The following is a 12,258-nucleotide window of genomic DNA, read 5'->3' as shown; positions in this document are numbered from 1 at the left end:
AGGTACTACCAATGCCAGAATCATACCCACGCGAACACATCGAGGACCTGGTCGACGACAACCTCGAGTGGAATCAGCTGCACGACATGATGAGTGACTTCAAGGACGCGGATCGGTTCCAGCAGGTCCGGGACGTCCTGCAAGAACGGGTCGACTGGGACGACCCGATCATCATCCCTTACGCGGACCATCTGTACGTGGTCGCAAAACCGGACAACAGATGGGTCATCAAGTGCGACTGTGGCCACGAGTTCTGCGAACACGACCAGAACTGGAAGATGGATGCACTCATCAACGTCCGCGACTCCGAAGAGGACTACCTCGAGATCTACCCCGAGGACATGCACCCCCACCCGGACTACATGGAGCTTCGGGAGTTCTTCTGTCCGGGCTGTAACACACTGCTCGAGGTGACGAACGTCATGCCGGGCTATCCGCTCATCCACGAGTTCGAGCCCGACATCGAGACGTTCTACAGCGAGTGGATCGAGGAGCCGATCCCGACGGCGGAGCCCGAGTCGGCGTAATCTCCTGAGAGATTCCTTTCCGTTCTGTACGATCCGATCATCACGTGACAGATTATGCTAGATAAAAACACACCGACGCTCAAGCAGCTCTATGACTCAGTGCTCCGTCGGTACAAGACGGCACCAGCCATCTCGTTCGAGGGCGAGACGCTTACCTATGGGGCGCTCGACGATCGTTCGGCACGGCTTGCCAACGCGCTTGTCGATCTCGGTCTCAAACCGGAGGATCGGGTCGGGCTCTTGCTCTCGAATCGCCTCGAGTACCCCATCGCGGATATCGCGCTCGCTCGAGCGGGGCTCGCGAAGGTTCCGTTGAACGATATGCTGTCGGCGGGGGACATCGAGTACATGCTCGACAACAGCGACGCCAGTGCCGTCATCGTCGGCCCAACGTTCAGCGAGATGATCCAGACGGTCGCCCCGAACGTGCCGTCGCTGGACCATATCGTCACCATTGATACCACGGCTCTGCCTGCTGTGGCGGACGACACTCGCGTCAAGCGACTCGAAGACCTCCTCGAGACAACGGCCCCGGAACCGCCGGCCGTCGACGTGTCGACGGACACTCTGGCCGGAGTTTTCCACACGGGCGGGACGACCGGCGACCCCAAAGGTGTGAAGCACACTCAAGAGAACCTCGCGCTGAACGCGCTGGCACACGCGATCGAACTCGACATTCGGCCGCGGGACGACCTCCTGTTGATGACGCCGCTTCCCCACTCGGCTGGTCTCATTATGGCGGGTGGCCTGACACAGGGGAGTACCCACGTCATTACGCAGGGGTTCGATGCCGAACGGGCCCTCGAAACGATCGAACTCGAAGGCATCTCGTGGACGTTTATGGTCCCGACGATGATCTACCGCGTCCTCGACATCCTCGCCGAACAGGAGTACGACACCTCGTCGCTCGAGACGCTCGTCTATGGGGCAGCTCCGATGAAACCGGCGCGGCTACGCGAGGGCCTCGAGGAACTCGGCGACGTCTTCGTGCAACTGTACGGCCAGTACGAGACGCCGGATCTCATCACCGTCTTACCGAAGGCGGCGCACGACCCCGACGACGAACAACGGCTCTCCTCGTGTGGGCTCCCGACCGCGATGTGTGAGGTGAAAGTCGTCGGCGAGGACGGCAAGGAAGTCTCGCCCGGGAAGCCGGGTGAGATCCTCGTCCGCGGTGCGTACTCCATGAAGGGGTACTACGACCTGCCAGAGAAGACCGCCGAGACGATGGACAACGGCTGGATACACACCGGCGACATCGGCAAGCGAGATGCAGAGGGATACGTATACATCGTCGACCGCGACTCCGACGTTATCATCAGCGGCGGGATGAACGTCTACTCGGTCACCGTCGAAGACGTCATCCAGCAACACGCAGACGTCGCGAACGTTGCTGTCATCGGCGTCCCGGACGACGAGTGGGGTGAGGCGGTCAAGGCCGTCGCCGTCCCGGCCGGCACCACGATTGACCGTGCCGATCTCGAGTCGTTCTGTGCTGATCGGCTTGCCGACTACGAACGCCCGAAATCGTTCGACGTCGTCGACGAACTCCCGACAACACCGTACGGCAAACTCGACAAGAAGCGACTCCGCGAACCCTACTGGGACGATCAGTCACGGGAGATCAGTTAACGATGGTTTCCAAGATCGATCATCTCGGCATCCTCGTCGACGACATTGAACAGAACCGAGTGTTGTTCAAACAGCTTGGTCTCGAGGTCGGCGCGATCGAAGAGGTGCCATCGTTCGGCGTCGAGATCGCCTTCATTCGCGTCGGCGAGAGCCTGGTTGAACTCGTCGAACCGGTCGATCCGACCACTGACCTCGTAGCCGACCTCGAGGCGGCAGACCAGACGGCGATGCTACACCATATCGCGTTCCGCGTTGACGATCTCGAGAGCCAACTGGCCGAGTTACGGAGTGCTGGCGTGGCCCTTGCAGACGAAACGCCGCGTCAGGGTGCGGGAGACGCGTCCGTCGCGTTCCTTGAGCGACAAGCCGCCAATGGAGTTCGAATAGAACTCGTCGAGCGCGAGGAGAAATTGACAATGAGTTGATTGGAATTGTTGAAATGGTATGGGTTTTTATAGAAGGTTGGCATATGATACCTACAGCCGTGGCAATTGCCAACAATACTGTATCTATTGGATCTCGTACTGGTAACAGAAGAGACAGCAGTCAGCGAACGCTAATCGATGCCTGCAAACATTCGTGACAGTACATCGATGAGAGGTGTGGGAGTAACTGCGTTCGTGACAGGGGACTGTAGAGGACCGCGCTGAAGAGATGCTTCGAATAGAATTTCAGATCGAGTTAGCGGGGATCTCGTCACACCTGTTCGATATTGACGAGCCAGTCAAAAGCACCGAAATTGACAATGCACTGCCGGTCTCGGGAGACATGGTATTCCTCTTCTTATCAGTTCAATTTGATTCTAAAGTCACAGCAGAACGGTTATCGGAAGAATTGTCAAGCATAGAGATAGTCGACATCACACGAGCGGAACTGAACCGTCATATCTACTATCTCGGTGTGATGGCACACCTTTCTGACGCCTCCGTTCTGTCGCTGCTGACCGAAAAACAGGCGATCCCACATCGAATCGTCGGAAAGAACGCGCATCTCGAGGTGATGGCGTCCGTTCGTGATTGGAACCATCTCAAGGAGGTGGCCGACGCGATCGAAACGGAACACGACTCACTCGAGTTGCTCGGGTCGACCCAGACCGAAAGTATCGGCTTTCCGCTCGGAGGCAACAAAATCAAGCAGAGCATGACCGGGAAGTTGTCAGAAGAACAGTTGGAGGTACTAGAGACGGCCTATCAGATGGGCTATTTCAAGGTGCCACAAGAAGTGACAGCGGAGGAGATCGCAAGCGAATTGGACATCAGTCGCTCGACGTTGTCCGCACGCCTTCGCCGTGTCGAGCACAACTTCTGTGCACTGCTCTTCGGTCCCCAAGAATGACGACGATCATCATCATCAAATCGGCCGACGATCACTCGTCTGTCCGAGAGATTCTCGGTTCGGTCGTCGATGCAGGTGAACGCGTCCACTTTCTCCGACTACCGACTGTCCAATGTCTCGGATCGCTCATCCAGGAAGTCAATCCCATGATTAATTACAGCGTCGATTACACTATTCATCCCCTTCCCGAGGGATACGACGTATCCACGCTCGTCGAGTTCGCGACTGAATACAACGCGAATAGAATCTGTATCGGCATCTCCGACCGAACGCTGACCGGCAAGGCACGGATAGACGATCTGACACAGTCGATCCTGCTCCACGACAATATCTCCGGCGACTTCGTCGTCGGCGAACACGCGATCATTCTGGAGGAACTCGAGTATGGTGACTAACTGTACGAGACAGTTGCAAGCCCGAATTGGCCCACGAACACCAGTTTACCGAACCAAAACAACACTCAGCAAGCTATGAGTCCGTCTGATCACGCTGACGACCGACGCGCCGAAGCACGACGTGAGAAAGAAGCAGTCCGAGAGAAACAAAGACGAGGAGAAGGCATCGGCTGGAACGGCCGAACGCTGCGCGAGCAGTTGGCCGAACTCGAGGATAAGACGGAAGCAACCGACCACTACTGTGGCTTGTCAAAGTTGACGTTGAAAGACGAGGATCCGATCCGATACGAGCAGTTGTACGCGCGCCTCCGTGGCGACCTCGTGACGGCACGCGAAACGTCGAAGGAAGTGTCCGCAACGCCAATCGTCGAGCAAGAGGGTGAGCTGTGCTACGGCCTCTTTACTCCGGAGGGCGACTCGATCGCCGTCTCGACGGGCATCATCGTGCACGTCCACACGATGAGCGAGGCGATCAAGTTCATGATCAACCACGATTACGAAGAGAGCCCCGGGATCGAGCCCGGCGACATCTTCGTTAATAATGATCCCCACGTCGGCGACGTGCATCCGTGTGATCTCATGACGATAATGCCGATCTTCCATGAGGGTGAACTCATCGCCTGGGTCGGTGGCGTGAATCACGTCATCGACACTGGTGCGATCGGCCCAGGAAGCATGAACGTCTCGCAAGCGTCTCGCTTCGGCGATGGTGCCTACTACACGGCCCGCAAGATCGGCGAGAACTTCGAGCTCTACAACTCCTGGAAGAAGGAATATCCTGCCAAAACGCGGACACCGACTTTCCTCAAACTCGACGAGCGGACTCGGATGACCGGCTGTCTGATGGTCCGACAGTCGGTCAAAGCGATGATCGACGAACATGGGGTAGAGACGTTCAAACAACTCGCCCGAGAGGCCGTCGAGGACGGGCGCCGTGGCTTCCGAAACCGCATCAAGCGAACGATGCTTCCGGGCACGTACCGCGGTGCCTCCTTTGTCGATGCACTCTACGAAGGCCAGAAAAACGTCACCCGCGAGTACGCCCAAGAGAACCACATCATGCACGCCCCCTCGGAGCTCCACATTCGAGAAGACGGGACGTTTCAGGTCTCTTTCGAAGGCGCCAACAAGTGGGGCTGGCACCCATTCAACTGTACGCCGGCCGCAATCCAGGGCGGGATCTGGGTGATGCTCACGCAGACGGTCATCCCGAACGAGTTGGTCAACGACGGTGCCTACTACGCCTGTGACTTCCACCTGCCGGTCGGTTCGTGGGCCAATACCCAGAACACGGAGACAGCCCACGCCTACGCCTGGCATTTCCTCGTGTCAGCGTGGGCACCGCTCTGGCAACACCTCTCGCGAGGGTACTTCGCTCGCGGCTTTTGGGAGGAGATCAACGCTGGCAACGCCAACACGTCGAACTGGCTCCAGGGCGGCGGCATCGACCAATTCGACAAACTACACGCTGTCAATTCCTTCGAGTCTGCCTGTGAAGGTGTTGGTGCCCGCTACGTCGAGGACGGTGAACCACACGCGTCGGCAGTATGGAACCCCGAGGGCGATATGGGTGACGCCGAAGCGTGGGAGATGGTCGAACCGCTGCCATTCCTCGGGCGGGCCGTCAAACCGAATACCGGCGGTGTGGGGCGTCGGGCAGGTGGGGCTGGCTTTGAGTCCATGCGAACGGTCAAGGACGTCAGCAGGTGGCTCCTTTACGAAATGGGCAACGGCTACATGACCAGCGATGGTGGCCTCTTCGGTGGCTATCCTGCTGCGTCAGGCTACATCCTCAACGCTCAAGATACTGACCTCAAGGAACGCTTCGAAAATCAGGAGGACTACCCACAGCACGACCTTGACCCCGAGAGCGGCGACTTCGAGTCGAAGATCGATGGCGAGATCGCCCGCCGGCCGGAGGGTATTAGCACGCCAAAGGAGTTCGACGACTACGACATGTACCTGAACTACCTCCGCGGTGGCTCGGGACTAGGCGATCCACTGGAACGCAACCCTGAAGACGTCCTTGAAGACATCCACGATGGGTATGTCCTTCCCCGACACGCCGAAGACGCCTACGGAGTCGTTGTCGAGAAAGTCGACGACGAAGCTCAACACAACTCCGCAGTGCAAGGCGAGTGGGAACTCGATGAGGAAGCGACCGAGACACGTCGCCGAGAAATGCGCACAGAGCGAACCGCGAAGGCACAGCCAGTCTCTGAATGGTATGATGAAGAACGTGAGCGCATTCGTAACCAGAACGACCTCATCGACGACGTAAAAAAGACCTACGAGAGCAGTATGCGAATGAGCGAACAGTTCGCCACCTTCTTCCGTGAATTCTGGGACCTATCAGACAATTTTGAGTTTGACCTCAGTGAACAGGCACAGAAATCACTTAAGAACCGGTTCGATTCCGGCCTCCGACCAATGTGGGACAGCCACACGCGGGGACATAAAACGTGGCTCGACGTTGATGACGAACCATATGTTCCATACACGTGGACGGATCGTTCTATTCGGGATCTCTCTGGTCCGGAATCGACGTTTGCCAAGCGGGAACGAGCGAGCGACGACGATTGAGACGGGCCACGATCAGGAGTGTCTCGGCGTGAGCCATCCGGCGGTCACACTGGATGGGACTGATATGCTCGGTTTTGACCTCCTCCCACGCCTAAAGTCGCGAGAATCCCACCATGGAATTTCAGGCCAACCGGTTCGACCACAAGATTTCAATTTCAATAATACCATCAGATATTTCGTGCTGAATACAGCGAATCTACTGGGAGAGCGATTCCTTTACATTAAGAGCGTGTTACTGGATCTGACCCGGCTGCTCTTCGAGTGATTTGGAATCTGCTTTGACCGATGCGTATACGCGTTCGGCCCACTCGCACGCAATTGGCGCGTCCGTATCGACGAACACCTGCATAAGACCGGTGGTTTCGTCGTAACCCCCGATCCCGACGCGGTCGTCGAACAGCGCGAGGCCGTACGGCAGGTCTTCGCGCGTTCGGAGAGTCAAGTGTCCGCGATCGATCGCCTCGCGGGCGCGCTCAGGGTACGTCTCGAAGAGCTTCTCGACGATGTGCGGCAGGTAGATGATCTCGGTGTCGGTTTCGTCGAACACTCGCTGGTGGAACTCACCGAGGACCAGCGGTGCCATGTGCGTCGTGTTGAACCCCCGGACGGTCTCCGACTCGTTGACAAGCGCGACGAACCGCTCGACTGGTTTGTAGGGATCGTCCGGTTCGGCGACGGTGATCGTCGCGTCCACGAACGGTTCGAGGACGAAGTCCCGGTGGTCCTCACAGACTGCGTCCAGAAGCGGCATCATCCTGTGTGCGGTCCGTACGTTCGCCTCGAACCGGAGGATTTCCTCGGCAATGACTGCGCCGCGCCAGGTCAACTGGAATCGGCCATCGACTTTCTCGACGAAGCCTTGTTCGTCAAGCCACTGCGTGTACCGGTGGCTCGTCGCCTGCGAGACGTCGAGGCGCGCTTCGATTTCCCTGCGATCGAGCGGTTCCTCCAGCAGTGCTTCGAGGACGGGGCCGTGCCTGACGATGTCGCCGAGGAGGTCCGTATCGATACGATCACCCGCGGCGTCCAGACGCTTGCCGAGATAGCGACGGTTCCGTTCGTTTTCCAGAATCGCCTCCAGGACCGGCGAGCCCGGCGGTGGACGACTATCTTTGTCCGATCGGTCGTCTTGGTCAGGCACCATGTGACTCACTCTCTATACAGAGGGAAGCACTGATAGTAACTCTATCCCGTGCCCGGTCCGAAATTCGTCTCACCGCCTGAAACGGCACTCTCGATGCCGAATGCTGCTCGATGGGTGAGGCCAACACCCGCGCTGCCGTCCACTTCTATATGGCACAACACTCGATCCCCGCCGAACAGATCGAACAGTTCGAAGCCGGATTCCACGGCGATCTGATCCGTCCCGACGACACCGACTACGACGACGCGCGTGCAGTGTGGAACGGGATGATCGACAAACGTCCGGCTCTAATCGCCCGATGTCAGGGCGTCGGCGACGTCATCAGCGCGGTGAATTTCGCGCGCGAGAATGATCTGCTGGTGGCGGTTCGCGGTGGTGGCCACAACGTCGCGGGAACTGCCGTCTGCGACGACGGACTCGTCATCGACCTCTCCGAGATGAGGAGTGTCCGGGTAGACCCCGACGCGCAGACAGCGTGGGTCCAAGCTGGTGCCACGTGGGCAGACGTGGACCACGAAACCCAGGCGTTCGGTCTCGCAACGCCGGGTGGGGCCGTCTCGGAAACGGGGATCGCGGGACTGGCGCTTGGTGGTGGCATCGGTCATCTCCGCTGCAAGCACGGCTTGACCTGTGACAACCTCGCATCTGTCGATCTGGTCACGGCAGACGGCGACTACCTGACCGCCAGCGAAGACGAGAACGCGGAGCTTTTCTGGGGGCTTCGCGGTGGCGGCGGCAACTTCGGCGTGGTCACTGGCTTCGAGTTCGACCTCCATCCCGTCGGCCCGGACGTAGCGATTTGCCTCGTGTTCTATCCGGCCGACCGGATGGTTGAGGTCTTGGAAACCTACCGTGACTACGTCGCTGATGCGCCCCCGGAAGTCAGCTTGCTTACCCTATCTGGTGTAATGCCCGACGAGGACCTCTTCCCAGCAGACGCGGTACACGAGTCTAAAATAGCAATCGCAGGCTGTTACGCTGGGTCGGTCGAGGATGGCGAGCGCGCGCTGCGGCCGCTGCGAGAGATCGACGAGCCGATCGTCGATTTCAGCGGGTCGATGCCGTACGTGGAGTTTCAGCAACTCTTCGACGAGGACTACCCCGACGGGATGCGCTACTACTGGAAATCGCTGTACCTCGACAGTCTGTCGGACTCCGCCATCGATCGAATCGCGTACTGGACCGATGTGGCACCGTCACCGCTTTCGACGGTCGATGTCTGGCAGTTGGGTGGCGCGATCGAACGGGTGGACGTCGAAGACAGCGCGTTCGCGGGGCGGCACGCTCCCTTCCTGCTCGGCGTCGAAGCGAACTGGGAGCGCCTGAAGGACGACGATGCGAACGTCGAGTGGGTGCGCGACTGTCTCGACGACATGCGCCAGTTCTCGGACGGCTCGGTGTACCTGAACTTCCCGGGATTCCTCGAAGAGGGCGACGACATGATGCGGACCACGTTTGGACCGACGTACGAGCGGTTAGTCGCCCTGAAAGACGAGTACGATCCGACGAATCTGTTCAGCCTCAATCAGAACATTGCGCCGTCCGGAAGCGCTGAGGCCGACGGAGGGATGTGCCATGACTGATTGGGATGCGGAATCCCCGGCCATCGGGCCCCGGTTATCGACAAGCTGGGTCGTACTACTGGGTATAGCGGTGGTAACCCTGAGCGTCCTCCTAGTCGCTCCCGTCCTCGGTGAATCCGGGCAGGCTGCTGCCACGGTCGGGTACGTGCTGGCTGAAGCACTCGTGCTGTACGTCGGATACGGGGCGCTGGCGCGGGTTGCTAGTCCGGTCGCTCGTGATATATTCGTGAGTACCTGACTATGGAACCTCTTGGCCTCGGTCTCCCAATGATCGGTCTCTTCGTCGGGTTCGGCCTGCTCATCGGCATCCTCTTCGGGTTCTTCGGGATGGGAGGCTCGTTCCTCGTGACACCAATGCTGTTGGTGATCGGATACCCGGCGCCGGTTGCTGTCGGGAGCGGACTCGCGTTCGTCTTCGGCACCAGTGTTATCGGTGCGCTCAGACACCGCGATCACGGCCAGGTCAGCTACACGCTGGCGGCGGTGATGATTCTTGGAATGATGTTCGGCATCAAGGTCGGCACCAGGATCGTGTTCTTGCTTGCGGATCTCGGCAGCGCTGACTTTGTCATCAGCGTGGTGTACGTTGGCCTTCTCGGAGTTGTCGGACTCGTTGTCCTCCGAGATGCTCGTACTGACGGTACCGAAGTGGGAACGGGCCGAGTTGCTACCGAAGTTCAGTCCATCACGCTCCCACCAATGGTGTCGCTACCTGGCGGTGCGACCGTCTCGGTGTGGGTTATCCTCGTTGTTGGGTCGAGTATCGGCATCCTCTGTGGATGTCTCGGTGTCGGGGGAGGATTCCTTCTGCTCCCCGTCATGGTCTATGGGTTCGGCATTCCCACTGCAATCGCTGCTGGAACCAGCATTCTCCAGATTTCGATTTCGGGTGCGTTCGGGACGTTCGTCTACGCTCAGTCGAATGCCGTCAATATCCCCGTTGTCGCCGCGCTGCTCGTCGGAAGCGGTTTCGGTGCTCGCATCGGTGCAGGTGCAACATGTCTTGTAAACGAAACTGACATTAAGGGATACTTCGCTGGTATGCTGCTCGCTGGGAGTGTTGCCACCGCAAGTAAGCAGGTGAGTGTGGTATACGGGGTCGAGACGCTTGAGACAGCAAGTGTAGTCCTCGTCTTTGGGACTGCAGTTCTGGTCAGCGGTGCGGTCGTCCACACGTCGGTCGATTCGCTCAGGAAAAATCGAGAACATGGGTCACCACGGACCCACTAACTACGAGCACGGCTCTGACTGATGCTACTACGGAGTCCGAACGGTAGGATACCCGCCGGCCTGTCGTGGTTTCTGCAGGAATATCGCTGGCGTTTTCATCGAGATCATAGAAACTACTGCCCCATGATAATAACTAACACAACATGCCTCTTGACGTCCTCCACACGGCTGAAGCCGTGGGATTCCTCCGTGGGCAATCCGGCCAGACAGTGATTACCCCGGCTGTGAACTTGCGGGTTTGTTGATGCTGGTTTGGTCGAGCGGGCTCGACTACCTTGAGGCCAAGCCACCCGAATCGGTGCTCACGTACAACGGCGACCGGTTCGACCTGCCTCACATAGAGGGGCGAGCGCGAATCGCCGCAGAAAAGATCGAAGATCGATTTGACGTGGCACAACGGGCCGAGGCGTTCGTCGACCGCGTGGAGAGCATCGACCTCATGCCCGAAGTCTGTGATGACGAGTATACATCGTTTGAAGATGCCTGCGAAACCTTCGATGTCGACGTGATTCGAACACCACTCGATGAGTACAGCTTTGATATCGATGTTATTGCCCACCGACCGACATCGAAAGGGATTGACCCGTACATGATGGGCTGTGATATTCCGGTACTTGGTGAGCGGTATCTCAACCTGCTTAGCATTGGCACAACAGACCACCCAGCGTTTCAGGAACTCCACGAAGCTATCAAACACTACGCAACGACCGATGTCGGACCGTTGTTCGAACTCGATGATCGGCGACCGTTCAATGAGAAGGTTGTCTGACCTCTAGAACGGCCAAGAACTCCGACCGAGATTGTGTGTGGACGGAGGCCGTGTTCTCCAAAACCCCCGGCCGTATTTTGAGCAAACCCGTCTCAGGCACCAGTAATCAAACCAGTTTAAGAGCGGTATGATTAACAGGCTGGATTCGTGGTATAGTCAAATGCAGACTCGAGACCTTCCGGAAGAGGCACCCGGGCACTATCGCGAGTCTCATCCACACCCATACTACATTCCAGTAGCGTGTCATAGAATTCGTCTCATACCCTCTACCTAGCGATTACACGGCTCGCATTTCGCGTGTACCCTGTGGGTCTTATCAGCTGTCGACTTTGTTCAGTATATGGCTGATGGATAATAGCTATCGGGAACCATTGTATGACACGGTCTTCCAGACAAACTCTCCCTCTCAACACGGATCGATGTCGACGACGAACACACGGAGCTTATCGCCGATGCGTCCTTTCAGCTCGGCCGAATCGACGGTATCAGTCCAACTGTCGATTTCTCGCCGGTTCTCTACAGGCGGAGCAGGCCAAGTGCCTCGAGGCTTGATTCCGAGGCGATTCACAGGGGGCCGCCGTTCGAGTCACTCGTCTGCCGATACCGCTTCGCCGTCTTCCATCTGCCATTCGAGTTCGACTTCCAGCTCGGCCTCGTCGTCGGTGACCTCGTACTCGACTTCCAGTTCGAAGCGCTCTGGTACCGCCACCGTGAAGCCGTTCTCTCCTTCGATATCGATCGTCCCGTTCTCGACACCGGCAGCGATTTCTCGCAGGATCTCCGCGCCGTCTGCCCGGTTCATCACTCGCTCACCTTCGCGTTCCGTCTCGTTGTCTGTCGATTCCGCTTCGGTCTCGGGTTCTTGTTCGTCGTCTGCCATACTGAAGCTACAACGGCTGCCGGTAAAGTATATCGGGCTTCATACCCAGGTTGCTCGGCGGTGGTCACAACTTCCGTCAAGACATGAACGGGAGGTCTCGCGGCTATACTGAATGGGGTTTCCACTACCAACTCTGAATAAAGAAACCGAATTACAGACCTCAGGTATGGTCAGAACCGG

The 12,258-nt window shown here is 58.1% G+C and carries 12 protein-coding genes and 1 pseudogene; 11 read left to right on the top strand and 2 right to left on the bottom strand.

The annotated features are described in order from the left end of the window. The first annotated feature begins 11 nt into the window (after positions 1-11). From GCU68_RS16815 to GCU68_RS16790, 6 genes are all read left to right on the top strand, one after another. On the top strand, positions 12-527 hold the full coding sequence (locus GCU68_RS16815) for an acetone carboxylase subunit gamma (RefSeq protein WP_152943784.1): 516 nt from the start codon (positions 12-14) through the stop codon (positions 525-527). A 54-nt stretch (positions 528-581) separates the two neighbouring features. Continuing rightward, the gene (locus tag GCU68_RS16810; protein ID WP_152943783.1) at positions 582-2,159 is read left to right on the top strand and encodes a long-chain-fatty-acid--CoA ligase; all 1,578 of its coding nucleotides are present in this window, start codon (positions 582-584) and stop codon (positions 2,157-2,159) included. Between the two features lie 2 nt (positions 2,160-2,161). Further along, positions 2,162-2,584 (top strand): VOC family protein, encoded by a 423-nt coding sequence (locus GCU68_RS16805; protein ID WP_152943782.1) that lies wholly within the window; start codon positions 2,162-2,164, stop codon positions 2,582-2,584. 229 nt (positions 2,585-2,813) lie between these two features. Then, entirely contained in the window at positions 2,814-3,494 is a 681-nt protein-coding gene (locus tag GCU68_RS16800; RefSeq protein WP_152943781.1) for a helix-turn-helix domain-containing protein, read from the top strand. Then, positions 3,491-3,889 (top strand): hypothetical protein, encoded by a 399-nt coding sequence (locus GCU68_RS16795; RefSeq protein WP_152943780.1) that lies wholly within the window; start codon positions 3,491-3,493, stop codon positions 3,887-3,889. The genes GCU68_RS16800 and GCU68_RS16795 overlap by 4 nt, the downstream gene beginning before the upstream one ends. Before the next feature lie 75 nt (positions 3,890-3,964). Continuing rightward, the gene (locus GCU68_RS16790; protein WP_152943779.1) at positions 3,965-6,472 is read left to right on the top strand and encodes a hydantoinase B/oxoprolinase family protein; all 2,508 of its coding nucleotides are present in this window, start codon (positions 3,965-3,967) and stop codon (positions 6,470-6,472) included. Between the two features lie 232 nt (positions 6,473-6,704). On the opposite strand, the gene GCU68_RS16785 is transcribed toward GCU68_RS16790, so the two are convergent. After that, on the bottom strand, positions 6,705-7,616 hold the full coding sequence (locus tag GCU68_RS16785) for a helix-turn-helix transcriptional regulator (protein WP_152943778.1): 912 nt from the start codon (positions 7,614-7,616) through the stop codon (positions 6,705-6,707). A 149-nt stretch (positions 7,617-7,765) separates the two neighbouring features. Here GCU68_RS16785 and GCU68_RS16780 point away from each other — a divergent pair, with 149 nt between their 5' ends. The 5 genes and pseudogenes from GCU68_RS16780 to GCU68_RS22190 form a co-directional block, all read left to right on the top strand. After that, complete coding sequence (locus GCU68_RS16780; RefSeq protein ID WP_152944097.1) at positions 7,766-9,199, top strand: FAD-binding oxidoreductase; 1,434 nt, start codon at positions 7,766-7,768, stop codon at positions 9,197-9,199. 79 nt (positions 9,200-9,278) lie between these two features. Then, positions 9,279-9,437, top strand: coding sequence for a DUF7512 family protein (locus GCU68_RS22195; protein ID WP_449411972.1), 159 nt, complete (start codon positions 9,279-9,281; stop codon positions 9,435-9,437). Between the two features lie 2 nt (positions 9,438-9,439). After that, entirely contained in the window at positions 9,440-10,429 is a 990-nt protein-coding gene (locus GCU68_RS16770) for a sulfite exporter TauE/SafE family protein (protein WP_152943776.1), read from the top strand. Between the two features lie 244 nt (positions 10,430-10,673). Further along, on the top strand, positions 10,674-11,198 hold the full coding sequence (locus tag GCU68_RS16765) for a 3'-5' exonuclease family protein (RefSeq protein ID WP_152943775.1): 525 nt from the start codon (positions 10,674-10,676) through the stop codon (positions 11,196-11,198). Positions 11,199-11,592: 394 nt separating this feature from the next. After that, positions 11,593-11,718 (top strand): annotated as a pseudogene (locus GCU68_RS22190) (Fic family protein); the annotation flags it as partial. A gap of 66 nt (positions 11,719-11,784) precedes the next feature. Here the strand turns inward: GCU68_RS22190 and GCU68_RS16760 are convergent. Further along, positions 11,785-12,078, bottom strand: coding sequence for an amphi-Trp domain-containing protein (locus tag GCU68_RS16760; protein ID WP_152943774.1), 294 nt, complete (start codon positions 12,076-12,078; stop codon positions 11,785-11,787). Positions 12,079-12,258 lie beyond the last annotated feature (180 nt).

The organism is Natronorubrum aibiense (assembly GCF_009392895.1).
Lineage (GTDB): Archaea > Halobacteriota > Halobacteria > Halobacteriales > Natrialbaceae > Natronorubrum > Natronorubrum aibiense.
This window is presented reverse-complemented; position numbering and strand designations above follow the sequence as displayed.